Origin of the sequence: Catenulispora pinisilvae (assembly GCF_015356865.1) — a bacterium.
GTDB classification, from domain to species: domain Bacteria; phylum Actinomycetota; class Actinomycetes; order Streptomycetales; family Catenulisporaceae; genus Catenulispora; species Catenulispora pinisilvae.
Genome location: NZ_JAAFZA010000038.1, coordinates 19,972 through 44,914, shown reverse-complemented (window position 1 = coordinate 44,914; position 24,943 = coordinate 19,972). Strand labels below are relative to the sequence as shown.

Here is a 24,943-nt window from a genome sequence, read left to right as displayed (position 1 = left end):
GCGCGTGTATCGAAGGGGGCAGGGAGCGTCCATGAGCGGCGTCATGAAGCGGATGAAGCTGGTCGTCGAGGCCAAGGCCAACGCGGCCCTTGAGCGCCGCGAGAATCCGGTCGAACAGCTCGACCTGTCCTACGAGAAACAGCTGGAGCTCCTACAGAAGGTGCGCCGGGGCGTCGCGGAGGTCGCGACGAGCCGCAAACGCATAGAAATCCAGCTGAAAGGGCTCCAAGCCGACTACGACAAGCGCGGCGAGCAAGCCAAGCGCGCCCTGGAAGTAGGCCGCGAGGACCTGGCGCGTGAGGCGCTGGTCCGCCGGGGCCCGCTCCAGCAGCAGATCGAGGACATGACCCAGCAGTACACCGCGCTGCAAGGGGAAGAGGAAAAGCTCGTCCGCGCCTCGCAGAGTCTCCAGCAGAAGGTCGACGCCTTCCGCACCAAGAAGGAGACCATCAAGGCCACCTACGCCGCGGCGCAGGCGACCACCCAGATCGGCGAGGCGTTCAGCGGCATCTCCGAGGAGATGGGCGACGTCAACATGGCCATCGAGCGGGCCGAGAACAAGACGGCCCAGCTCCAGGCCCGCGGCGCGGCCCTGGACGAGCTCACCGCCTCCGGCGTCCTGAACGACCCCACCGGTTACGGCAAGGACGACATCACCCGCGAGCTGGAGGCGCTGTCCGCCGGCCCGGGTGTGGAGAACGAGATGGCACGGCTGCGGAACGAGATCGCGGCGACCGACTCTCAGAAGCAGATCGGTCCGGGCCAGGGCGCGTGAGCACGTGAGCACGTAGCAGGACCAACGAGGAAGCGCGGCGGACTGGAGTCCGCCGCGCTTCTCGCTGTCGTGACGCGTCGCCAACGGCTACCGCATCACGGGCAACCGCATCACGGCTTCCACGTGTAAACCAGGATCTTGTTCTTCAAGTCGTCCTCGACGGTCACGTGATACGACCCGTCCGACCCCTTCGCAGCGTTCAGCCCATACGGGACGTCCACCCATCCCGTAGGCCCGTAAGCCGAAGGCGGCCCGACGATCGCGCTGGGCTCCCACATCCCGACCGGCGAACCGTCCGAGGCCTTCAGCACCCACACCAACCCGCGCGTAGCGATCCCGCACACGAAGATGTAGTCCCCGGCCGGCTGCCAGCTCACCGGAGTCGTGGCCACCGGCTGCACCGTCTCGTCCCACGGCAGCAGGATCTGCCACGTCGGGGTCGCGGTGGCCGGGTCCACCTTGCTCCAGTTGTCGTACCGTGCCAGGACCTTGCCGCACTCCTTCCAGTGCGCGTTCTCGAACGGCTGCGCCGCCGTGTATCCGGACACGTACATCACGTCCGTCGCCACGTCGTAGTTCAGCCGGCGCACCGGCTTGAACGGCGCCGGCAGGGCCGTGGTCACCATGTGCGCGTAGTCGTAGATGGGGTTGCCGTGGCTGTCGAAGCCCTGGAGCGGGTAGCGCCGCAGGTTCCGGTCGCCGCCCTCCCAGACGTCGCCCTTGTCGTCGACGAACCACACCCAGCAGTTGCTGGGGGCGCTCAGACCGTTGTTGGTGGTGTACTCGTCGGCGGTGAACACGCCGTCGCCGTTGGCGTCGCGCCAGATCCACTCGCCGGTCGCGGGCTGGAACGGCGGCCAGGTCGGGTCGTCGGTGAAGTGCGCCTTGAAGATCGCGGCCGAGGGCACGGCGATCTCGCCCTGCATCTTGTGGATCACGAGCTCGCCGCTGTACATACCGGTGGTGTACATGTACAGGTTGTTGTTCAGGCGCTTCACGAACGCCGACGTGATGTGGTGCTGGTGTCCGATCATGAACAGCCGCGGGTCCTGCGGGTACTTCACCGAGTCCAGGGTGTAGCCCATCCAGGTCGAGTCGCTGCCCGGGGTCTTGCTGTAGTCCATGCGGTAGTGCGCGTGCGGGCTGTAGATGTCCAGCGCGTTCGAGGCCGGGTCGAAGTCGCCCGTGGTCACGAACTCCTGGCCGACCAGCTGCCACACCAGGTTCCCGGCCGGGTTGTACTTGCGCAGCCAGGTCCCGAACTCGTTCATGCCGACGTAGACGTTGCCCGCCGAGTCCCCGCCGACACCGGAGATGCCCCAGAACTTGGTGGGGTCCGGCACGCCGGGCGTGCCGGAGCCGATCCCGCCGGGCCGGCCCAGGCTCTTGGCCAGGGTCGGCTTCGCCGAGGTCAAAGCAGTGTACGTATGCACCTGCCGCAGCGGCCCGTTGTCGCCGACCAGCAGGTCGCCGTTGACGTCGATCGCCAGCGAGGTGGGCAGCCAGTCGGCGGCCGGGCCGGAGATCGTGCCGGGCAGCGCGGTGCCGGTGTTGGTGAAGCCGAGCACCGTCACCGGGCCGTTGGTGCCCGGGTGCCAGAAGTGCCCGTCGTTGGTGTCGCGGGTGACGCCGGAGACCACCCAGACATCGCCGCTCTTCGGGTCGATCGTCACGGCGCCGGGCATGTTCACGGCCCAGGTCCGGACGATCGTGCCGGTCGCGGCGTCGAAGATGATGGCCCGGTTCTGCACCCGGTCGGTGGCGACCACTTGGGTGTCGGTGGCGGCGGCCGCGGCCGGCGGGCTGCCGACGGCGAACGTCAGGGTGCTGGCGACGCCGGCCAGCGAGAACGCCGTCAGGCCGTTGCCGACCGTCAGGAACGCGTTCTTGCTGTTGACCGCCACCGCGTCGCCGTTCGCGCTGTGGCTGTTGCCGATGACCTTGCCGTCCTTGTAGATCCCCGCCTCGTCGCCGCCCTCGTCCCAGAAGGAGTTGGTGTACACGGTGCCGTCGGCGGTGACGGCGATGTTGAACAGGAAGTCTTGCATCCACTGTGTGGCGCCGGCATACGTGTTCCCCACCCACGAGGTGGTGACGTTCAGCGTGGGGAAGGTGGCATTGCTGTCGGCGGCTACCGCACCCGCGGTGGCGGAGCGGGCGGGTGCTGCCTGCGCCGTGGAATCAGTCAGCAGGGCCCCTGCGGCCCCGCCCGCGATCACCGCACCGGCCGAGCTCACGATGAGCTGCCGACGCGTGAATCCCTTTTTGTCCTCCATGTGTGGCTCCCTAGAACGACCGTAAAGTGAACGTTCACTTGAGGGCACTGACGAAGGTAGGTTCGAGCGACCGGACTGTCAACAGTCTGTTTCGCCCACCCGTCTCCCACCACCGCCCGTTATGGAGTCGCTACGCGACGCTGTACTGATGACTTGACCGAGCGCAGAGAGCCACCGCAGTTGGACGCCCGCGTGGAACGACCCGCCGCCTTCGTGGTTGTTGAACTCGTACTCCCTGATCTCCTTCGCGCCGCCGTAGACGTTGTAGGCGGCGAACACAGTTGAAGGCGGACATATGTCGTCCATCAACGCCACCGAGAACAACGCCGGAGCCATCGCCCGCCGCGCGTGACTGATCCCGTCGAAATACGCCAGCGTCTGCCGCACCCGCGCCACCGATCCGCGGTGCATCCGCATATAGGCCGCGAGTTCCGTGTACGGGCCGCGTTGCGCGATATGCACGGCTCGCGGGAAGTCGCACAAGAAGGGCACGTCGATCATCGCCGCCCGCACCGCCGGATGCAGACCCGCGACCGCCAGCGCCAATCCCCCGCCCTGGCTAGTCCCCACAACGGAAATCCGCGACGCGTCCACCTCGACGAACTCCGTCGCCAGCGCTGCCACCGCATCCACGGCGCGCACCGCGTCGATCGTCACCCGCCGGTAGTAGTACTCCTCCGGATCGCCGATACCGCGGGTCGCGAACCCCGGATATGCGGGCCCTGATCCATGGGGATCGACGGTATCGCCCAATCCCCAATCCGAACCCTGCCCGCGCGCGTCCATCACGAAATACGCGTAGCCGGCGCTGGCCCACAGCACGTCTTCATACGGCAATCCGCGTCCGCCGCCGTAGCCTATGTAGCGCACCACTACCGGAAGCGGCCCATCCGTGTGCCGGGGCAGGTGCAACCAAGCGCGTACCGGCTCGCCCCCATAGCCGGGGAACGTGACATCGTGGGTGGTGATCGTGGTGAGACCGGTGTCGACGAGCTCGGCCGTCAGTTTGCCGCCGAGCGCGCGGGCCGCCTCGATACCGTCCTGCCAGAACGCGTCGAAGTCGTCCGGGGTGGTGTCGTCCGCGTGGCGTTCGCGGAGCCCGGCCAGGGGCAGATCGAAATCAGGCATCGTCGGCGATCCCCTTAGTTGTCAAGTGAGCGTTCACTCGCCGAACAGGGACAGTAGAACCGTCGCGATCACGCGTCAATCCTCGGGTTACTCCGCGGACGGCTCTTCCAGATTCCGTTGCCGTTGCTTATGATCCAAGCTGTTGTCACGTGAACGTTCATCCCGGGGAGGACGAGGGGGATGCCAGGACGGCCGACCATGCGCAGCGTCGCTGAGCACGCGGGGGTCTCGCACCAGACGGTCTCCCGCGTGGTGAACGGCGACCCGACGGTCACCGACCCGGTGCGCCAGCGGGTCGTCACCTCGATGTCCGCGCTCGGCTACCGGCCCAGCGCCGGCGGGCGCGCCATGGCCCGCGGCCGCACCGAGGTGGTCGGCCTGGTGATCCCGCACGACCCGGGTTTCGCCTTCGCCAACGACCACCTGATCCGGATGATGACCGGCGCCGAGCAGGAACTCGCCGCCCGCGGCTACGGCCTGCTGCTGTCCACCCGCGAGGCCTCCGGCGACCCCGGCTCGGCCTACCGCCGCTTCGACCGGCGCCGGCTGGTCGACGGCCTGATCGTGGAGGGCGGCGGCGGCACCGCCGCGCTGCCGCATCTGGTCGAGCTCGGCTACCCGGTCGTGGTCATCGGCTATACCGAGGACGACCTGGCGATGGTGCACCCGGACGACGAGGGCGGCGCCTACGCGGTCGCGCAGCACCTGCTGGCGTTGGGCCACCGCCGGATCGGCGTGGTCAACGGTCCGCAGGAGAACCGGCTGGCGATGGCGGCCCGCCTGCGCGGCGTCCACCGGGCCTTCGCCGACGCGCGCCTGGAACCCGATCCCGGGCTCACCGTCCACGGCGACTTCACCTTCGAATCCGGCCACGCCGCCGCCCAGCGGCTCATGGCCCGGCCCGAACCGCCGACCGCGATCTTCGCCTTCAACGACGGCATGGCCTTGGGCGTCCTGCGCTACCTGCGCGAGAGCGGCCGCGGCGTGCCCGGCGACGTCTCGGTCGCCGGGTTCGACGACACCTCGGCGGCGGTGCTCGGCGAGACCCCGCTGACCAGCGTCGCCCTGCAAAGTGTGGACCTGGGTCGGCGCGCCGCCCAGATCCTGCTAGACCTGTTGGACGGCAAGACCGCACCGAACGGGGAGACCGTCATGGCCGGTCGGCTCATGGTGCGTGCTTCCACCGCGCCGCCACCGGCCGGAACGATCTGAGACCTCAGGCCCCTGACATCCGGAAAGGTTGGTCCGGCTCGATGACCACCGACCAGCATTCGTCCCACGACCAGCACTCGCCCCGCAATCAGCACTCGCCCCAGAATCAGCACTGCGCCTACGTCGAGGACCGCTCCCCCGGCAGCGGCCGACTCGCGCCGCGCGCGGCGTTCGCCTCGGACGCCGCGGTGCTGGGCCTGGACGGCCGGTGGCGGTTCCGGCTGGCCGCCGGGCTGCACGACACCACCGAGGGGTTCCAGGAACCGGCCTTCGAAGACGCCGCCTGGGACGAGGTCGCGGTGCCGTCGTGCTGGCAGCTGGACGGCGTGCCGGGAGAGCCGCGCTATGGCAAGCCTGCGTACACGAACGTCACCTACCCGATCCCGCTGAACCCGCCGCACGTCCCGCGCGAGAACCCGACCGGGGAGTACCGGTACGCCTTCGACGTGCCCGCCGGCTTCCACGCCGACGGCGCGCGGCTGCGCTTCGAGGGCGTCGACTCCTGCTTCGCGGTCTGGCTGAACGGCACGCTGCTCGGCGACGGGAAGGGTTCGCGCCTGCCCACCGAGTTCGACGTGTCGGCCGCCCTGCTTCCGGGGCGGCAGAACGTGATCGCGGTCCGGGTCCACCAATGGTCGGCGGGCACCTATCTGGAAGACCAGGACATGTGGTGGCTGTCCGGCATCTTCCGCTCGGCGGCGATCCTGGAGCGGCCGCGCGACGGTATCTCAGACTTCTTCGTCCACGCCGACTACGACCCGGCGACCGGCGAGGGCACGTTGCGCGTCGAAGTCCTCACGGGCACCGGCCCGGCCCGGCTCACCGTCCCCGACCTGGGCATCAACGACGCCGACCCGGCCGGTCCGTTCACGCTGCGGGACGTCGAGCCGTGGAGCGACGAGCGCCCGCGGCTCTACGCCGGCGAGCTGGTCAGTACCGGCGAACGCGTCCCGGTCCGGATCGGCTTCCGCCGGATCGAGACCGCCGACGGCGTCCTGTTGGCCAACGGCAGGCCGCTGAAGTTCCGCGGCGTCAACCGGCACGAGTGGCATCCGCTCACCGGCCGCACCCTGAGCGTGGAGACGATGCTCGAAGACGTGCTGCTGATGAAGCGGCACAACATCAACGCGGTCCGCACCTCGCACTACCCGCCGGATTCGCGCTTCCTGGACCTGTGCGACGAGTACGGCCTGTGGGTCATCGACGAGTGCGATCTGGAGACCCACGGCTTCGCGCTGGCCGGCTGGCGCGACAACCCGGTCGCCGACCCGGCCTGGCGTGAGGCGATGCTGGACCGCGCCGAGCGGATGGTGGAGCGGGACAAGAACCACCCGAGCGTGGTGATCTGGTCGCTGGGCAACGAATGCGACAGCGGCGAGAACCTGGCCGCGATGGCGGCGTGGATCCGCGAACGCGATCCCGAGCGCCTGATCCACTATGAAGGCGACCGGGATTCCTCCTACGTCGACGTGTACACGCGCATGTACTCCAACTACGACCACGTGGCCGCGACCGGGGTGTATCAGGAGCCGGTGACGGCGGACCCGACGGTCGACGCACACCGGCGCTCACTGCCGTTCTTCCTCTGCGAGTACGCGCACGCCATGGGCAACGGCCCCGGCGGCCTGCTGGAGTACCGCGAGCTGTTCGAGGCCCATCCGCGCCTGGCCGGCGGCTTCGTCTGGGAGTGGATCGACCACGGCATCGCGCAGGGCTCGCACTACGCCTACGGCGGCGACTTCGGCGAGCGGGTCCACGACGGCAACTTCGTCGCCGACGGCCTGGTGTTCCCGGACCGCACGCCCTCGCCGGGCCTGCTGGAGTACGCGAGGGTCTGCGAGCCGGTCCGCGTCGAAGACGACGCGATCCGCAACCTGCACCACACCCGCGACACCGGTTATCTGCGCTGGAGATGGCGGCTGGAGGTCGACGGCGAGCTGATCGCGCAGGACGAGCTCGCGGTGCCGCCGATCGCGCCGGGTGCGACGTTCCGGTTCAAGTATCCGGCGGAGCTGACCAAGGCGGCCGAGGCCGCGGACGCCGGCGAGCGCTGGGTGACGGTCGAGGCCGTGCTGGCGGCGGACGAGAGCTGGGCGGGCGCCGGGCACGTGATCGCCTGGGGCCAGACCGAGCTGGAAGATGCCCGCGGTATCGCCTCTTCGGCCATGACGGAAGCCTCGACGCTCAGCGCGGACTCGCCGGCCGGCGCGCTTGTGGACCAGGCTGTCGCGGCGACCGTGGACATGTTCCTCGCCGCCTCGGCGGTCGGCACGGCGATCGGCACAGCGGTGACCGGTCCGCCGGTCGGCGACACTCACGGCGGTGCTAGCGGCCGTACTCGCGGCGGCAGCACGCTCACCGGCACGACGATCGACCGCGGTGGCTGGGCGGCGGACTACCAGGCCCCGCACCGCACCGCCGAGGCCATCGAGCTCGGCCCGGCGGTCTTCGACCCGGCCACCGGCGACCTGTCCCGGCTCGGGGACCTCGCGGTCGAGGGGCTCCGCCTGAACCTGTGGCGGGCACCGATCGACAACGAGCGCCGGTCCTCCTTCACCGCGCCGCCGTTGCTCGAAGTGTGGCAGGCGGCCGGTCTGGACCGGCTCACCCACAACGTCCTGGCCGTCGACTGCGAACCCGACGCGCTCACCGTCACCACCCGCGTCGCGCCGGTCGGCCTGGACCACCACCTGAACGTCACGTACATCTGGTCGGCCGCCGGGGACAGGCTGCACCTCACCGTCCACAGCGCGCCGAACCGGCCCTGGCCCTGCCCGATCCCCCGCCTCGGCCTGTCGTTCCAACTCCCCGGCGACCTGGACCGCGTGAGCTGGTTCGGCCTGGGCCCGGGCGAGGCGTACCGCGACAGCCGGTCGGCGGTCCGGGTGGGCAACCATCAGAGCTCTGTCACAGATCTCCAGACGCCGTACCTGTTCCCGCAGGAGAACGGCAACCGGCACCAGGTCCGCACGGCCTCGATCACCCGGGCCGACGGTACCGGCCTGCTGCTGTCCGGCGCCCCGCACTTCGATCTCGCGGTGCGGCCGTGGAGCAACGCGGCGCTGGAAGCCGCGCGCCACCCGGACGAACTGGTCCCGGACGGACGCCTGCACGTCCATGTGGACCACGCACACCACGGCGCCGGAAGCGCGTCGTGCGGCCACCCCTTGCAGCCCCGCTACCGCCTGGAAGCCAGGGACTCCAGCTTCACCTTTACCCTGGAGGCGCTACAGTAGCGACACGAGACAACGTAGGCACCGGGCCCGGCGTCGTGTCGCCGGAAGGAGCCGGACCGCAGGTGAGCACGTCCAGCGCGGGAGGGGAGATCCGCCGCCCGACCATGGCGGACGTGGCACGGATCGCGGGCGTCAGCCTGAAGACCGTGTCGCGGGTGGTGAACAACGTCCCCACCGTGGACCCGCAGCTGGTGGGCAAGGTCAACGCCGCCGTCGCCGAACTCGGCTTCCGGCGCAACGACATGGCCCGCAACCTGCGGGCCGGCAGCACCTCGGCGACGGTGGGCCTGCTCATCGAGGACCTGGCGAACCCGTTCTACGCCGGGATCGCCGCGGCCTCGGCGCAGTACGCGCTGGACCGCGACACCCTGCTGATCACCGCCAGCTCCGAGGAGGACGCCGACCGCGAGCGCAAGCTGCTGCTGGAGCTGTGCGAGCGCCGGGTGGACGGGCTGCTGGTGGTCCCGGCGGCCGACGCCGACCACGTGTACCTGCGCCCGGAGATCGAGCGCGGCACGCCGATCGTGTTCCTGGACCGGCCGCCGCGCAATCTGCGCGCGGACACGGTGCTGATCGACAACGCCGGGGGTGCCCGGGCGGCCGTCGAGGCCCTGGTGGCCGCCGGGCACACCCGGATCGGCGTGATCTCGGACTGGCTGACGATATCCACGATGGCCGAGCGGCTCTCGGCGGCGGAGAAGGCGCTGGAGCAGGCCGGGCTGCCGTACCGGCCGGACCTGATCAAGTATGGGCTGCACACCGTGCCGGACGCCACGGCCGCGGTGAACGCGATGCTCGACGGCCCCGAGCCGCCGACCGCGATATTCGCGCTGAACAACCGGCTGACGCTGGGCACGCTGAGCGCGTTGGGCGGCCGGGCCGCGCAGGTGGAGCTGATCGGCTTCGACGACTTCGAGACCGCCTCGTTCGTGCCGTGGCCGCTGACCGTGGTGTCCTATGATGTCCGCGAGATCGGCCGGATCGGGACGGAACTGCTGTTCAACCGGATCGCCGGGGACCGGTCGCGGCCCAAGACCGTGATCGTGCCGACCGAGCTGGTAGTGCGCAGCGCCGGCTGACCGGCACGGCTGACGCCGACGCGCGCACTCCCTATTAAATCAGGCCTCGAATATACCTGCCGGCACCCCCCGTACCCCGGCGTCCATGAGGAAGACCGAGCCGGCGTAAGGCTCCTGGGCCGCGTGTGTACCTTCCCGCGCGGAGGTCACGAACAGCGCCCCGTCCGCGCCGAACACACAGGACGAGGGCTGCGACACCGGGAAGCGCACGGTCGCGATCAGCCGACCGCGCGGATCGTAGCGCCGCACCTGCCCCGCGCCCCAGACCGCGAGCCATAGGCAGCCGTCCACATCGACGCACAGGCCGTCCGGCAGACCGTCGTCTACCTGGATCAGCTCACTGAAGGGCCCGATCGTCCCGGTCCGCACGTCGAACGGCGCCGACAGCACCACGTGGCGCATGCTGTCGGCCAGATAGAAGACCGTGTCGTCGGGGCTCCAGCCGAGCCCGTTCGGCAGGGTCAGGCCTTCCACGACGGTGCGGACGCCGCTCTGCGGGTCCCAGCAGTGCAACGCCCCGCGGCCCGGCTCGAAGGACAATTCCGTGCTGCCCGCCCAGAATCGTCCCGCTGAATCACATTTCGCATCATTCATCCGCAATGCCGGGTCGTCTAACACAGGGTACTGAACAGTAAGGTCACCATCCGGTCTCAGCGTCCCGAAACCCCGCGCACACGCGGCCACCCAGCCTCCGCTTCGGCGCGGCGCCACCGCCCCCAGGGACATCCCGATGGCCGCGAGCTCGGTCGCCGGGCCGGATACGTGCAGATCAGCCCGCAACAGCCGGCCCCGTGGGATGTCGACGAAGAGCAGCCCGCCGGCCGCGTGGTCGACGACCGGACCCTCGCCCACCTCGGCGTCGCAGGGTACGAATACCTCCGGATCGAACATGGGAATGCGCTTTCCTTTCCCTCGCTGAAACTCTGGACAACGTTGTCTCGGCGTGGCTATGGTTCCAGCCAATCCCCTGAGAGGAACGATGATGGCCCCGCTGACCGACCGGCGTCACCTGTGGTACGACGGCAGTGCCCTTGAGGTGCACGGTGTCGTCGTCACCCGGCTGACCCCCGGTCCGGCGCCGGTCCTCACCGCCGAACCCGGGGGTGGTGTCGCCGAGCTCGCCGGTGGGACGGCCCAGACAACGTTGGTACGTCTGGACGTCCCGCTCGGCGGCGCCGTCGGCCACTGGCACCCGGCCGCCGGCTGGGACCGCCACCTGGCCGCGGACTGGATGACCGGCTGGCGCACCATCGGCCTGGCCGGCTCGGCGCCGCTGGGTTGTCTGTACGACGGCAGCGCAAACGCCTTACTCGCCTATGCCACCGACCGCCTGGTCGCGACCACCCGGCTGAAGTTCGGCGTCGGCGAGCGCACCGGCCGGTTCGGCGTCTGGCTGGCGATGGACCTGGAGCCCGGCGAGGTCTGCCGGATCCGAATAGCCGAGCCCGGGCAGCCGCACGCCGACGCGCTGCGCGAATTGGCGCGCTGGCAGTCTCCTGAGACAACGCTGCCCGTCCCGGACGCCGGGCGGACCGCGACCTACTCGACGTGGTACTCCTACCACCAAGACGTGAGCGCGGCGGCCGTCGAGGCCGAGGCCGAGCTGGCCGCCGAAGCCGGATGCGGGCTCCTCATCCTGGACGACGGCTGGCAACGCGGCGGCACCGGCGGCGGCTATTCCGGTTGCGGCGACTGGGAACCGGACGCCGACAAGTTCCCGGACTTCGCCGCGCACGTCGCCGAGGTCCACGCGGCCGGCCTGAAGTACATGGCCTGGATCGCCCCGCTGTTGCTCGGACAGGACAGCGCGGTGCGTGAAGCGCTGGCCGGGTTCGCCCCGCACGCCCGGCCCGAATGGGGCTGCCACGTGCTGGACCCGCGGCACGCCGAGGTCCGCGCCTTCGTCGTCGACCGCTGCGCACGATTGGTCGAGACCTACGGCCTGGACGGCCTGAAGATCGATTTCCTGGACTCCGCCTCGGTGTACGCCAGTGGGACGTACGCCGAGGCGGGTGACACCGCTGATGCTGTGCCCACCGGAGAACCGGCCGCCGAAGGCTGGATCCCCGACGTCGGCACCGCGATGCGCGTCCTGCTGGCCGCCTTGCGCGACCGGCTGCGCGCCGCCCGCGGCACCGACTTCCTCATCGAGTTCCGCCAGCCGTATACCGGCCCTGCGATGCTCGAGTACGCCAACCTGCTGCGCGCCAGCGACTGCCCGGCCGACGCGGTCGCCAACCGCGTGAAGTCCCTGGACCTGGCGCTGCTCGCCCCGGACGTCGCGATCCACTCCGACATGCTGATGTGGGACGCGTCCGGCACCGCGGAGCAGGCGGCCCGGCAGTTGCTGGCCGTCCTGCACACCATCCCGCAGATCTCGACGCGGCTCGCCGATCTGCCCGCCGAGCACCGGGCGATGATCGCCTTCTGGCTCGGCTTCTGGCGGAACCGCCGCGATCTGCTCACCCGCGGCCGGCTGCGCGCCGGCCGCCCCGACGAGCTCTATCCCTTGACGACCGTCACCGACGCCGAGCGCGCGGTCGCGGTCCTGCACACCGTGAACCACCTGGTCCCGCTCGACCTGAGCGGGCTCCGTGAGGCCGCCGTGGTCAACGCCACCGATTCCGGCCGCGTCGTCCTCGACCTTCGGCACCAAGCCGCCGTGCGCCTGACCGTGTCAGACGCCTGCGGTCGCACCATCCGCGAGGAGCACACACGCCTAGCCCTCGGGCCGAGCTCCATCGCGGTGCCCCCGTCCGGCCTGTGCCTGATCACCGAGATCACAGAGGTCTGACACCAACTCCGTCGCCATGGAGGCCCGAGAGATGACCCACCCGGAAGGCGCCGAGAACCACCCCGCAGTACCCGGTATCCCCGGTATCCCCGGCCCGCTCGAACGCGAGCGGATCACCCGCAAGCAGATCAGCCGCCGTCGCGCGCTGGGCTACGGCGCGGCGGCCGCCGCCGGAACCGCGGCGGTCAACATGCTCGGCAGCCAGAACGCGCAGGCCGACGCGGCGAACGCCGCGGGGAGCGCCGGCGGTTCGGCGGTCCCGGCCAGAGCCGGTGCCCTGACGAACGCGGCCGCCCCGGCGGTCCGGATCCCGTTGGTGGACGTCAACTTCACCGACACCACAGGGCTCTACATCGCCGACGCCGACAGCGGCACGGCGGCGGCGGCACTGGTCGTCACCTTCAACAGCACCGTCGCCATGACCGGCACCATCGCCTGGACCCTGACCCGGCGCGGCACCACGCAGCTCGGTACCGGCAGCTCCGCGTTCAGCGCCCCGGCCGGCTCCCCCGGCGTGGTCACGATCCCGCTGGGCAGTCTGAGCCCGGACCACTACCAGGTGGCGGTCACCGTCACCAAGTCCGACAACACAGTCCTGATAAGCGCCATCCACGGCCTCGGTGTGATCCGGCAGACGGTGGCCGGGGTGCGCCCGAACTCGCCGTTCGGCCTGGGCATCCGGCCCGAGGGCACGTGGGCCACCAGCCGCCAGATCGCCGCGCGCATGGGGGTGAAGTGGACCCGCGGCGTCAACGCCGTCGAGCCCGACACCGTCGCCCCCTCGCCCGGCGTCTTCTGGGACCAGAGCGCGATCGACGCCGCGCGCGCCGAGATCCAGGACTGGCTGGCGCTGGGGATCACGCCGATCGCCGGCATCAACTACAACATGTCCTGGAACGTGGAGCCGCTGCCCAACGGCACGATCCCGCTGCCGTACCAGAACCGGCCCAAGGACATGGTCGCCCACTCGGAGATGGTGTACCACAGCATCGCGCCGTTGCAGGACCTGGTCGAGAACTGGGAGCTGTGGAACGAGCCGTGGGTGCACGGCTGGTCCTGGGCGACCGGCACCGCGCAGGACTACCGCGACATGACCAAGCTGATCTGGGACCTGGTCAAGCCGGACTATCCGAACGTGAACCTGATCGGCGGCGGCTCGGTCACCTACAACCGGGACATCGTCTACGCGATCGGCTCGGACAAGGTCGGCTACATCGACGGTTCGGTCAACCACGCGTACGGCTTCCCGGACTCCACGCAGTACGCGATGACCAAGACCCAGATCAAGCTGGACCGGAAGTACGGCCAGAACCAAGGCCGGGCCGGCCAGTGGCAGACCGAGCTGGGCACCGCCGGAAGCCTTCAGTTCACGGCGTATCCGGCGAACATGCAGCAGTACGGCGTGGCCCGCACCCTGACCCCGAACTACCTGCTGCACATGCTGGCCGGGGCCGAGGAGAACTCGCCGGTCAAGGTGTTCTGGTTCTCGCTGTGCTACGACGCGACCTACTCGGGCGCCGAGTTCAACATGTACGACAACAAGACCAAGAGCCCGAGCGCGCCGATCGTCGCCTACTCGACGATGACCCGGGTGCTGGAGGACTGTCAGCTCCTTGAGGAGCTGTACCCGACGGCGAAGTCCACGTGGGGCTTCCTGTTCAAGCACGCCGACGGCAAGGGCCGGGCGGCGATCTACGCCGATCAGCTCTACGACGGCACGATGGAGCACCAGAGCGCCGGCTACACCGGCACGCTGACGCTGAACAACGCCCGGCACGTCCGCGTCTACGACTACCTCGGCACGCAGTTGGCCGACGGCAGCAAGTCCACGGTCACGCTCCCGCTGAACCCGTGGGAGGTCCTGTACTTCGACACGGATCTGCGGCCGAACGACCTGAAGACGGCGCTGACCGAGGGCGCGGTGTTCACGTACGACGAGCCGGTGAAGGTCACGCCGCTGTCGTTCGTGAAGCCGATCGGGGCCGACAGCACCATCGATCTGCGGGTGGAGAACGTCTCGCCGGGCTTCGTGCACGCCAACGTGACGATGACGCCGCCGGCCGGCTGGACGGTGCCGGGCGCGACCCGGCCGGTGATGCTGGCGCCGGGTGAGAGCCAGATCGTCTCCTGGCCGGCGCAGACCTCCCAGGTGGATCCGAACAACCAGTACCCGATCGCCTACGACGTGACGATCCCGGGCCGGGACGGCTTCCATCTGAAGGGTTCGCAGACCGTCCAGCTGGCCTACGTCCCGAACCGCTCGATCACGGTCGGGGGCAGCGCGAGCCAGTGGAACGGCGTCGTACCGGTCACGATGAGCAGCACGGTGCTGCTGGCCGGCGTGAGCGACACGAAGGACTACACCTTCCAGACCGCCTGGGACAGCACGAGCCTGTACCTGCGCGCGGTCATCGAGGACCAGACTCAGTCCTCGAACTTGGTGTGGGCCTCGGCGCAGGGCCAGTACCTGTTCCCGTTCGCCGCCGACAGCGTCCAGATCGGCTTCAACGTCGTGGCCAACCCCGACGACCTGCTGGCCGGCGACCCGCACTACGACAAGTGTCTGGTCTCCGCCTCACACCTGTTCGTGGCCACCCTGCCCTTCGGCCCCGGCGAGCTGCACCGCCAACTGGCCCCCGGCACGAACTACCAGACGTTCTACCCGACCAACGCGGTACTCCCGACGCCGCTGGGCCAGCTGGACGCGCACGCGACCACCGGCGCCGACGGCCGGGTGGTCCTCACCCGCGACGAGACCAACAAGGCGACGACGTACGAGCTGGCGATCAACTGGAACCAGCTCCCTGATCTGTACGCGGCGCTCAACGCCCTGCCGGCCGGCCAGGTCCACGAGGCCACGATGGCGGTCCAGGTCAACGACCGCGGCACCGGCGCGCACGGCGCGACGTACTGGACGGCGCAGAACGAGGGAACCGCCTCGGGCTGCTACAACTTCGCCCCGTTCTGGGGCACCGGGGCGCAGTTCACCGGCGGCCGGATCGACACCCGTTGGGGGCTCGGCAAGTGACTTCGCACGACGAACTCCGGCCCGCCGAACCGCCTTGGGCGGCGCCCTCCGGCGGGCCGGACTCGGGCACCGACCCAGGCACCACCGCGGACACCGGCTCCGGCGGCGCCTCAGGCGTCCGCATCACCGGCGTCCGCACGATCCTCACCGCGCCGACCGGCACCACGCTGGTCGTGGTGCGGATCGACACGAACCAGCCGGGCCTGTACGGGCTCGGGTGCGCGACCTTCACCCAGCGCGCCAAGGCGGTCGCCACCGCGGTCGACGAATACCTGGCGCCGCAGCTGATCGGCCGCGATCCGGCCGACATCACGGACATCGTCAGTACCCTGCATGTCTCCGGGTACTGGCGCTCCGGTCCCGTTCTGAACAACGCGCTGTCGGGCGTCGACATGGCGTTGTGGGACATCAAGGGGAAGGTCGCCGGGCTCCCGGTGTGGCAGCTGCTCGGTGGCCGCTGCCGCACCGCGGTCCCGCTCTACACCCACGCCGCCGGGGTGGACGCCAAGGCGGTCGCCGAGGAGGTCCAGGAATGGATCGAGGCCGGCTACAAGTACGTGCGCTGTCAGGTCGCCGTCCCTGGGGGCGGTACTTATGGCGCACCGAAGGCGGCGGGCGCCGCCGGAGGTGAGGGCATCCGGCGGGCGCTCGTCGCCGACGCGTGGGATCCCCGCGCGTATCTGCGGACGGTGCGCGGCTTGTTCGAGCACCTGCGCAGCACGGTGGGCTCGGAGGTGGAGCTGATCCACGACGTGCACGAGCGGGTGCATCCCACCGAGGCCGTGCGGCTGGCCAAGGAGTTGGAGCCGTACGACCTGTTCTATCTCGAGGATCCGGTAGCGCCGGAGGACCTCGACTGGCTCCGCGCCATCCGGAACCAGAGCGCGACGCCGATCGCGATCGGCGAGCTGTTCGTCAACCCGGCCGAGTACCGGCCGGTGGTCACCGAGCGCCTGTGCGACTTCATCAGGGTCCACATATCCGCGATCGGCGGCCTGACCCCGGCCTGGCGGCTGGCGAACCTCGCCGAGACCTTCGGGATCCGCACGGCGTGGCACGGCCCCGGCGACGTCTCGCCGATCGGCCACGCCGCGAACCTCGCCCTGGACCTGGCCAGCCCGAACTTCGGGATCCAGGAGCAGCACCTGTTCGCCGACCAGCACCGGGAGGTCTTCCCGGGCTGTCCGGAGATCCGGGACGGCCACCTGTGGCCGTCGTACGCGCCGGGGCTCGGCGTCGACCTCGACGAGGCCCTGGCCGCCAAGTACCCGCCGGCCGCCAAGGCCGAGCCCGGACGTGCCTGGCGCCCGCCGCGCCGGAGTGACGGTGCCCTGCAACGCCCCTAGTTCGTTCGCTCCCACTTGTCAGGAAACGGAGACAGTCGTCATGAGCATCCGCAGATCGGTCGCGATCGGCATCGTGGCCGTCGTGGCCGCGACGAGCGCCGCCGCGTGTTCGTCCAGCAAGTCCTCGGGCTCGGGCTCGGCCGGGCCCAAGGAGACGCTCACCATCGCCGAGTGGACGAACCCCGGCGCGGTGGACTACACCAAGGCGCTCAACGCGCAGTTCGAGAAGGCGCACCCGAACGTCAAGATCAACTTCCAGAACACCTCGACCGCGAACGGCGCCTGGGGCCAGCTGTCCAACAGCCTGTTGCAGTCCAAGTCGGTGGACGTGCTGGCGCAGTTCGCCCCGACGCAGAAGGCGTTCCCGCCGAGCTTCACCAACATCAAGCCCGGGGGACCCGCGGCGCTGATCGAGGCCGGCCAGCTGGTCGACCTGAAGGACCAGCCGTTCATGAAGAACTACGACATGACGGCGCAGCAGTCGGCGATCGGCTACAACGGCGGCGTGTACGGCGTGATGGCCGCCGAGTACGCCGGGGCCGGGGCGATCTGGTACAAGAAGGACCTGCTCGCCAAGTACAACATGACGGTCCCGACCACGTTCTCGGAGTTCCTCGCCGACTGCGCCAAACTCAAGGCGGCCGGCAAGACCCCGATCTTCCTGGCCGGCAAGGTCGGCATGCAGGGCGGCATCTGGCAGGGCATCGAGAACCAGACGCTGATGGCCGGCAAGCAGCCCGCCGACTCCACGCAGGTCTCCTCCGACCGCGCCAACGCGTTCTGGAACGGCACGCAGAACTGGAACAACCAGACGTACAAGGACATCGGCGCGAAGTACCAGCAGGTGATGCAGTACATCGAGCCGGCCGCGGCGGGTGTGGACCAGCAGACCGCGCCGGGGCTATGGGCGGTCAAGACAGACGACTACCCGTTCCTGCTGGACGGTTCGTGGGACTCCTCGACCATCTTGAAGGCCAACCCGAAGCTGAACGTCGGCCTGTTCGTGATGCCGGGCACCGACAACGCCGCGGACAACCGGGTGCCGGTCAAGCCGGACCTGACCTGGGTGGTGCCGACCTCGGCCCCGCACAAGGACCTGGCGATGCAGTGGCTGACGATGTTCTCGGACCCGGCCAACTACCAGAACTGGCTCAAGGCCACCGGTTCGATGTCCACCGAGCCCGCGGTCAGCAACTCCGGCACGTCGTGGATGGACTGGCTGAACCAGCACACGTCGGACTCGTTCGTGCAGCTGACCACGCCGTGGATCCCGCAGGGGGCGTCCAACGACGCCGCGGGGCCGGACTACTACAAGCTGGCGCCGATCGGCTCGGACAGCCTGGACACCATCTTGAACCGCTCCGCGTCCGCCTATACGAAGTCGATCGGTAAGTAAGACCCCTCCCTTAGGCCCGGCGCGACGACGCCCGGTTCCCGGCCCCGTGAAGCGGGCCGGGGCCGGGCCCGCGGGGCCGCACAAGCACCGTTGAGAGGAGGCGGCGTGTCACGCTGTCCCTTCGGAACCTCACGCACCAGACGGTTCATCCCCTGGGCCAGCATCTCGATCCCCGGGATCGGGTGGCTGTTGTTCGGCCTCTACCCGTCGCTGGCGACCATCGTGTACTCGTTCACGCAGTACTCGGGGCTGCCCGGCACGCCGGTGAACTTCTGCGGGTTCTGCAACTACACCAACGGCTTCACCGCCCTGTGGGGTGAGTTGTGGCCGGCCATCAAGACCACGCTGATCTACGTGGCCGGCGTCACCATCTTGCAGAACGCCATCGGCCTGGGCCTGGCCATGCTGATGAACCGCCCGGGCCGCTCCTACACCTTCTACCGCGCGCTGATCTTCATGCCGCAGATCTTCTCGGTCGCGGTCGTGGGCACCACCTTCGCGCTCATCCTGGACCCGATCACCGGCCCGGCCGAGACCGCCTGGCACGGCATCTTCCACAGCACCTCGGCCTTCCTCGGCGACAACACCCTGGCCCTGCCGCTGGTGATGGCGGTGAACATCTGGATGTTCTCCGGCTACTCGATGCTGATCTACATCGCCGGCCTGCGGAACATCCCGAAGCCGGTCTACGAGGCCGCGGCCCTGGACGGCGCCGGCAAGTGGCGCGTCTTCCGGCACGTCACCTGGCCGCTGCTGGCCCCGGCCACCACCGTCAACGTCTTCCTCACCGCGATGGGCACGCTCGGCGAGTACGCGCTGATCCTGGTCCTGACCGGCGGCAACTTCGGCACCAAGACCCTGGGGCTCTACATGTACGACTCGGCCTTCGGCAGCGACGCGCAGCTGGGATACGGCTCGATGCTGGCGATCCTGCAGTTCGGCCTGACGCTGGTGATCGGTGGCGGGTTGTTGTGGGCGCTGCGCCGCAGGGAGATCCAGCTGTGAGCGACGCGACGACGATTACAGCACTCGCGAATCAGGGTCCGCACACACCGGCGCAGAGCCCCCGCCGCCAGCTCAAGCAGCCCTCGCGGGTCGCGCGGCTGGCCCGGGTCAGCGGCCGGCAGCTGGTGTGCTTCGTGATCGCGGCGTTCGTGTTCGCGGCGCCGCTGGTGTACCTGTTCCTCCAGTCGTTCAAGACGTTCACCGGCTTCCTGCAGGATCCGACTGGTAGTCCGCATCCGTGGACGAAGCAGAACTTCAGCGACGCCTGGGGCGCCGGGGACTTCGGGCGCGAGATGATCAACAGTCTGATCTACGCGGTCATCCCGGTGACGATCACGCTGACCTTGGGCGTGTTCCTGGCGTTCCCGATCTCGCGCGGCTGGTTCCGGCACTCCAACGTCCTGTACAGCTTCTTCATCTTCTCCGGGTTCCTGCCCGGCGGGCTGATCCCGCTGTTCATCGAGGCGCGGGCGCTGCACCTGTACAACTCGATGCCCGGCTACCTGCTGATGGTCAGCTTGTCCGGGGCCGGGTTCTTCTTCTTCGTCGGGTACATCAAGGGCATCCCGAAGGAGATCGACGAGGCGGCGGCGCTGGACGGCTGCGGCTACATCCGGTTCATCTTCCGGATCGTCATCCCGCAGATGAAGCCGGCGCTGGCGACGTTCGCCATCTTCGGCTTCGTCGGATCCTGGAACAACCTGATCCTGCCGCTGGTGATGCTCTCCGACAAGTCGCTGTGGCCGGTGACCCGCGGGCTGTACTCGTTCTTCGGCGAGAACACCCAGAACTGGCCGCTGATCGCCGCCGGGACGTTCATCGTGGCCGCGCCGATCCTGCTGCTGTTCATCCTCTTGCAGCGCTTCCTCGTCGAGGGCGTGGCCGGCGGCGCGGCGTTCGGCACGCAGGGAGTGACGAAGGCCGCGACCGACCAGGGAGACGCGGAGTGAGCACCACCGGGTTCCAGTCACAGATACAGACCCCGACCAGGGTCTGGGGCGCGCGGGACGAGCACATCGAGTTCGTCCTGCGCGACCTGATCGACCACCCGGAGTTCGCCTGGCCCCGGACGCTCCTGAGCTACCCGGTGCGCTGGGAGACACCGTCGGTGCGGGCCAGGGACCTGCGGCTGACGGACGAGAACGGCGAGCCGGTCCCGTTCCAGCTGTCGCAGAGTACGAAATCGACCACGTTCCTGACGACCGCGACGGTCCACTTCTTCGCCGAGCTCGGTCCGGGGCAGACCCGCCGGTTCACGCTGTCCACCCGGCCCGAGCTGCCGCTCGCGGAAGTGCCGCTCCCGGTGTCGGTGACGAAGACCGACGACGGGATCGTGCTGGACAGCGGGGTCCTCAAGGTCCGGCTGCCCGGCACGCAGATCCCGTTCGCCGGCGACGGCCCGGTGTCGGGCCCGATCACGCACTTCGACCGCGGCTCCGGCTGGATCGGGACCTCGACGCTGTCCGGCACCGTCAAAAGCCTGAAGTGCCGGGTCCTGGAAGCGGGCCCCTTGTTCGCATCCTGCGAAGTCAGCTACAGCTTCACCGACGGCACCCACTACACCGCGGTGGTCCGCGCCCTGTCCGGCTGCGACTTCGTCGAGCTGTCGGAAGCGATGTCGGAGGGCCTGGACGCCCGCTGGGATCTGGCCTGGACCAGCCTGTCCCCCACCCACCGCTTCTCCTCGTCCTGGCCGCACGAGCAGGCGCATGTCTGGCGTGCCATCGACGACCCGATCGTCCTGGGCGGCGGCGGCGAGGACCCGAACTTCTCCGGTCCCGGCGGCACCGAGGACCCGAGCGTGGACATGATGTTCACCGTCGGCCCCTACGCCCCGAGCTTCGCCTGGGACATCCGGCCGCACGCGGCGTTCTGGGATGAACAGTCGGGTGACGCGTGCGGCGTCTTCATCCGCGACCACGCGCAGTGGGACGACCACCTCTACGCGCTGTGGGCCTCCTCGCACCAGCTCCAGCTGCACTTCCGGCACAGCGACGGCGTCCTGCACTGGACCTGGCCGCTGCGCCCCGGCACCCGCGCCACCGGCATCGCCTTCTACAGCCACGAACGCGACCTGGAAGCCTTGCGCCGTCAGGAAAGCGGCATCGACGCTCACTATCAGTCCACGTATGCCCGCGACCTGCACCACTGGCAGGGCACGCTCAGCCTGGACCGGGTCAAGGACTGGCGGCTGGAGTACAACGGCACCCGGCCCGACCCGGTGGCCACCGAGGGCGAGTTCGCCACCGCCGACGACTTCCTGAAGGCGTTCTTCGAGGGCGACGAGGGCCCGCGGCTGATCGCCCGCGGCGTCAACGAGGTCGGCGGCTATCTCAATATCCTGCAACGGCCGCTCTACGACCGCTTCCTGGACGGCTACGACCGGCACCGCGAATCGCTGTCCGGCGAAGACCGCCGCCGCGTCGAAGCGCTGCTGATGCTGTGCGCGTACGTCTCGGCCAACGAAGAGATGACGCCGCTGCTGCGCATGTTCGGCGGCCACCCGAACTTCAACGCCGACGGCGTCGCCGCCCTCGGCGCCCTGGCCTGGGCCTTCCCCGACCACCCGGACGCCCCCGGATGGAAGGACCGGTTCGAGAAGGTCGCCGAACTGCTGGGGCAGACGTTCACCCGGCCGGCCCTGAGCGGCTACGAGGCCGCCGGCGGCCGCTGGACCGAGAGTATCGCCACCTACACCTGGGCCTTCCTGCGCCCGATCACCCTCGGCAACGCGCTGGCCCGGCGCTCCGACGGCCGCAACCGGCTGACCACACCGGAATTCGCTGCGCTCGGCCACTGGCTGGTCGACGCGCTCACCACGCCGATCGCCACGCCTGAGGGCCCACTGCGCATGCACCCCGCGCAGGGTGCGCACGCGTTCTGGCCCCGGCGCTCCCCGATCGACCTGCGTCGCCTCGCCGACGCGCTGCGCAACTACGAACCACTGCTCGCCGAGCACCTGATCTGGGGCAGCGACGAGGACGCCAAGGGCCTGGACGTCCGGCCCGGCATGCCGGATCCATGGCGGCCGTTGGTCGAGACAGTCGGGAATTCCGGTACGAATCCCCGGCTTCGCAGCTCCAAGTACACCGGCTACGGCATCACCCTGCGCGCCGACTTCTCGCAGGACTCTGAGGTGGCCGTCTTCCTCGAACAGGTCGACCACGGCCCGAACTACCGCTGGGGTATCGCCGACGACAACGGTTCCGGCCACATCTACTACTACGCCGAAGGCCGCGCCTGGAGCGGCCACGGCCCGGAGGACGCCGGCGACCGCCGCGTGCCGGACGCCACGTTCACCACCGCCTGCGGGGTGTGGAAGGACGGCGCGTTCCGGGCGATCGGGCAGAACGTGCTGGAGCGCCCGTTCTACGACCTGGGCTGGGCCCAGTACGCGGAGATCGTGCCGCATCCGGACGGCCCGGTTGCCCAGGAGTACAGGAGTCGCAGTGTCCTGCTGATGGGCTCGGACTACATCGCGGTCCACGACGCCTTCGCCCCCAAGCAGCGCGTGGTGTGGACCTGGTCCACACTGGCCGCCGCGACCGGCCACGACGCGAACAGCTTCGCCGAGCTGCCGGACCGGATGCCGGCCGTCCACATGCTCAGCGACGTGCCGTTCGTGGACGAGATCCGCACCTCCACCTCGCAGATCCGGCGTTGGGAGGGGACGGACACCGACGTGCTGGCGGTGGTCAGCCACCGCGGCGACCTGGCGGCCGACGCCCGGCCCTGGGGCGGCCGGATCCGCGGCCCGCACGGCGTGGACCACGTGTTCGGCGCCGGCGAGATCGACTACGCCGCCGACGGCCTGCGCTTCACCGGCACCGTCGGCGCGATCCGGGTCGGCGACGACGGCCACACCCGGCTGGCCCTGTTCCACGGCAGCGCGATCGGCGCCGGCGACGTGCTGCTCAGCACCGACGACCCGGAGCTGGGCATCAGCCTGGAGTTCGCGGACCCCGCACACATCACAGGGGTCTTCTTCACCCGCACCGAGACCACCGCGAAGCTGTGGATCGGCACCGGGCTCGGCACCGGATCGCTGTTCTTGGACGGCGTTGCGCCGATGATGACCAGGATCGGCGACACCGAGCTGCTGATCTCGCTCCCGGCCGGACGGCACGTCCTGGAGTTCACCGCCGGCCTACCGCGTCCGCTCCCGCCGCGCGTGCTGCGCACCGCGAACAGCAGCAGGAGCGCCATCGTCGAGTTCGAACACGTGTCGGCGGCCGAGTCGTACGAGATCCAGCTGTCGAAGGACGGCGGAAACCGTTGGGAGACCGCCGGTTCGGCCCGTCAGAGCCCCTTCACCCTGCACCGCCTCACTAACGGCACCAAGTACCACGTGCGCGTGGTGGCTGGTAACGGCGACCAGATCAGCGAGCCCGGCCCCGACTACCCATGCTACGTCGACAACCAGCGCCCGCCGGCCCCGGACGGCCTGCGCCTGCGCCTCGGCGCCGGGCACGTGGACGCCACCTGGGGTGAAGTCCTTGGTGCTTCGCGCTATCGCCTCTATCGTCGGTTGAAGGGCGATCTTGGCTATCGGGAGGTCTTCTCAGGGCTGGCATTCGAATTCCGGGACACCGAGCCGGACACGGACCGCGTCTACGAGTACGCCGTCGCCGCCGAGAACGGCAACGGCATCGGTCCGGAGTCCACGCCGATCGACACCGACGCCACCAGCTGGCGGTTCTGGGAACCGCCGGTCCGTGCCGGCGGACAAGGTTCCGGCTTCCGGCGTCAGCACACTTATAACCAGCCTCCTTACACGCCGAATCCGATCGCCCCCGAAACCTATGGGGAGGCATCATGCGCGAACGGATCCTGATCACCGGCGCGGCCGGGCGCATCGGCAGTGCGCTGCGTCCGCTGATGACCGGGCCGGACCGGGTACTGCGGCTGCTGGACATCAACCCGGTGGACCCCGGCGAGGACGGCGCGGAGATCGTGACCGCGTCGTTCGCCGACCCGGGCGCGATCAAAGAGGCCTGCGACGGTGTGGACGCCGTGGTGCACCTCGGCGGGCAGCCCGGGGAAGGGCCGTGGGAGCACTTGGCCGAGGTGAACGTCGAGGGCACCCGCCAAGTGCTGGAAGCCGCGGTCCGGCAGGGGGTGCCGCGGATCGTGCTGGCCTCCAGCATCCACGCGGCCGGCTTCTGGACCCGGGACGACGTCGGGCCGGACGGGTTCCTGCCGGCCGACGTACCCCCGCGCCCGGACACGTTCTACGGCGTCAGCAAGGCCGCGGTCGAGGCGCTGGGCAGCCTGTACCACTCGCGGTTCGGCATAGATGTCAGCTGTCTGCGATTGGGCGCGTACCGGGCCGCGCCGCACTCGGTCGTCGACCTCACCGTGTGGATCTCGCACGAGGACGGCGCGCGCCTGGTCGAGGCGTGCCTGGCCGTGCCGCCGCCGGCCGGGTTCCGGGTGCTGTGGGGCGTCTCGGCCAACGCCCGGCGCTGGTTCTCGCTGGCCGAGGGCGAGGCGATCGGCTACCGGCCCCGGGACGACGCCGAGCGCTTCGCGGCCGGCATCCCCGGGATCCGGGACTTCGACTGGTCCGCTGCGGCTCTGCACCGGGTCGGCGGCGGTTTCTGCGCAATGCCGCTGGGTTGATCCGGACACCCGGCGGCACCTGATGCCCCTCGGCGGTCGCCGCAGG

General features: G+C 69.6%; 15 protein-coding genes. 12 read left to right on the top strand and 3 right to left on the bottom strand.

Going from position 1 to position 24,943, the window contains the following annotated elements:
• Window positions 1-31: 31 nt before the first annotated feature.
• The gene (locus tag IZR01_RS13310) at window positions 32-775 is read left to right on the top strand and encodes a PspA/IM30 family protein (RefSeq protein ID WP_194893078.1); all 744 of its coding nucleotides are present in this window, start codon (window positions 32-34) and stop codon (window positions 773-775) included.
• A gap of 110 nt (window positions 776-885) precedes the next feature.
• On the opposite strand, the gene IZR01_RS13305 is transcribed toward IZR01_RS13310, so the two are convergent.
• A complete protein-coding gene (locus IZR01_RS13305) occupies window positions 886-3,051 on the bottom strand; it encodes an NHL repeat-containing protein (protein WP_194923988.1) in 2,166 nt (721 codons plus the stop codon).
• Window positions 3,052-3,129: 78 nt separating this feature from the next.
• Window positions 3,130-4,179 carry an acetylxylan esterase gene (locus tag IZR01_RS13300; protein ID WP_194923987.1) on the bottom strand — a complete coding sequence of 350 codons (1,050 nt, stop codon included), beginning with the start codon at window positions 4,177-4,179 and terminating at the stop codon, window positions 3,130-3,132.
• A 198-nt stretch (window positions 4,180-4,377) separates the two neighbouring features.
• Here IZR01_RS13300 and IZR01_RS13295 point away from each other — a divergent pair, with 198 nt between their 5' ends.
• From IZR01_RS13295 to IZR01_RS13285, 3 genes are all read left to right on the top strand, one after another.
• Window positions 4,378-5,391: a LacI family DNA-binding transcriptional regulator gene (locus IZR01_RS13295; RefSeq protein ID WP_194893075.1), complete on the top strand. Its 1,014-nt coding sequence runs from the start codon at window positions 4,378-4,380 to the stop codon at window positions 5,389-5,391.
• Window positions 5,392-5,432: 41 nt separating this feature from the next.
• Window positions 5,433-8,627 (top strand): glycoside hydrolase family 2 TIM barrel-domain containing protein, encoded by a 3,195-nt coding sequence (locus tag IZR01_RS13290; protein WP_194923986.1) that lies wholly within the window; start codon window positions 5,433-5,435, stop codon window positions 8,625-8,627.
• A 104-nt stretch (window positions 8,628-8,731) separates the two neighbouring features.
• Complete coding sequence (locus tag IZR01_RS13285) at window positions 8,732-9,706, top strand: LacI family DNA-binding transcriptional regulator (protein ID WP_194893087.1); 975 nt, start codon at window positions 8,732-8,734, stop codon at window positions 9,704-9,706.
• Window positions 9,707-9,745: 39 nt separating this feature from the next.
• Here the strand turns inward: IZR01_RS13285 and IZR01_RS13280 are convergent, their stop codons facing one another.
• Complete coding sequence (locus IZR01_RS13280) at window positions 9,746-10,597, bottom strand: SMP-30/gluconolactonase/LRE family protein (protein WP_194923985.1); 852 nt, start codon at window positions 10,595-10,597, stop codon at window positions 9,746-9,748.
• Window positions 10,598-10,685: 88 nt separating this feature from the next.
• On the opposite strand from IZR01_RS13280, the gene IZR01_RS13275 reads away from it, so the two are divergent.
• The 8 genes from IZR01_RS13275 (at window position 10,686) to IZR01_RS13240 (ending at window position 24,897) form a co-directional block, all read left to right on the top strand.
• Window positions 10,686-12,500 (top strand): glycoside hydrolase family 36 protein, encoded by a 1,815-nt coding sequence (locus tag IZR01_RS13275; protein WP_194923984.1) that lies wholly within the window; start codon window positions 10,686-10,688, stop codon window positions 12,498-12,500.
• A gap of 31 nt (window positions 12,501-12,531) precedes the next feature.
• Complete coding sequence (locus IZR01_RS13270) at window positions 12,532-15,528, top strand: DOMON domain-containing protein (protein ID WP_194923983.1); 2,997 nt, start codon at window positions 12,532-12,534, stop codon at window positions 15,526-15,528.
• Window positions 15,529-15,650: 122 nt separating this feature from the next.
• Window positions 15,651-16,874, top strand: a complete 1,224-nt coding sequence (locus IZR01_RS13265; protein ID WP_438939697.1) for an enolase C-terminal domain-like protein — start codon at window positions 15,651-15,653, stop codon at window positions 16,872-16,874.
• 40 nt (window positions 16,875-16,914) lie between these two features.
• Complete coding sequence (locus IZR01_RS13260; RefSeq protein ID WP_194923981.1) at window positions 16,915-18,270, top strand: ABC transporter substrate-binding protein; 1,356 nt, start codon at window positions 16,915-16,917, stop codon at window positions 18,268-18,270.
• A gap of 105 nt (window positions 18,271-18,375) precedes the next feature.
• The gene (locus tag IZR01_RS13255) at window positions 18,376-19,275 is read left to right on the top strand and encodes a carbohydrate ABC transporter permease (RefSeq protein ID WP_194893068.1); all 900 of its coding nucleotides are present in this window, start codon (window positions 18,376-18,378) and stop codon (window positions 19,273-19,275) included.
• Window positions 19,272-20,225 carry a carbohydrate ABC transporter permease gene (locus tag IZR01_RS13250; protein ID WP_323746997.1) on the top strand — a complete coding sequence of 318 codons (954 nt, stop codon included), beginning with the start codon at window positions 19,272-19,274 and terminating at the stop codon, window positions 20,223-20,225. Before IZR01_RS13255 ends, IZR01_RS13250 begins: the two co-directional genes overlap by 4 nt.
• Window positions 20,222-24,109 carry a fibronectin type III domain-containing protein gene (locus tag IZR01_RS53205; protein WP_194923980.1) on the top strand — a complete coding sequence of 1,296 codons (3,888 nt, stop codon included), beginning with the start codon at window positions 20,222-20,224 and terminating at the stop codon, window positions 24,107-24,109. The genes IZR01_RS13250 and IZR01_RS53205 overlap by 4 nt, the downstream gene beginning before the upstream one ends.
• Window positions 24,091-24,897: an NAD-dependent epimerase/dehydratase family protein gene (locus tag IZR01_RS13240; protein ID WP_194893066.1), complete on the top strand. Its 807-nt coding sequence runs from the start codon at window positions 24,091-24,093 to the stop codon at window positions 24,895-24,897. The genes IZR01_RS53205 and IZR01_RS13240 overlap by 19 nt, the downstream gene beginning before the upstream one ends.
• The last annotated feature ends 46 nt before the right edge of the window (window positions 24,898-24,943 follow it).

Excerpts from the sequence above, each read along its gene's own strand:
- IZR01_RS13310 (WP_194893078.1), top strand. The coding sequence starts at position 32 with ATGAGCGGCGTCATGAAGCGGATGAAGCTGGTCGTCGAGGCCAAGGCC.
- IZR01_RS13305 (WP_194923988.1), bottom strand. The coding sequence starts at position 3,051 with ATGGAGGACAAAAAGGGATTCACGCGTCGGCAGCTCATCGTGAGCTCG.
- IZR01_RS13300 (WP_194923987.1), bottom strand. The coding sequence starts at position 4,179 with ATGCCTGATTTCGATCTGCCCCTGGCCGGGCTCCGCGAACGCCACGCG.
- IZR01_RS13295 (WP_194893075.1), top strand. The coding sequence starts at position 4,378 with ATGCGCAGCGTCGCTGAGCACGCGGGGGTCTCGCACCAGACGGTCTCC.
- IZR01_RS13290 (WP_194923986.1), top strand. The coding sequence starts at position 5,433 with ATGACCACCGACCAGCATTCGTCCCACGACCAGCACTCGCCCCGCAAT.
- IZR01_RS13285 (WP_194893087.1), top strand. The coding sequence starts at position 8,732 with ATGGCGGACGTGGCACGGATCGCGGGCGTCAGCCTGAAGACCGTGTCG.
- IZR01_RS13280 (WP_194923985.1), bottom strand. The coding sequence starts at position 10,597 with ATGTTCGATCCGGAGGTATTCGTACCCTGCGACGCCGAGGTGGGCGAG.
- IZR01_RS13275 (WP_194923984.1), top strand. The coding sequence starts at position 10,686 with ATGATGGCCCCGCTGACCGACCGGCGTCACCTGTGGTACGACGGCAGT.
- IZR01_RS13270 (WP_194923983.1), top strand. The coding sequence starts at position 12,532 with ATGACCCACCCGGAAGGCGCCGAGAACCACCCCGCAGTACCCGGTATC.
- IZR01_RS13260 (WP_194923981.1), top strand. The coding sequence starts at position 16,915 with ATGAGCATCCGCAGATCGGTCGCGATCGGCATCGTGGCCGTCGTGGCC.
- IZR01_RS13240 (WP_194893066.1), top strand. The coding sequence starts at position 24,091 with ATGCGCGAACGGATCCTGATCACCGGCGCGGCCGGGCGCATCGGCAGT.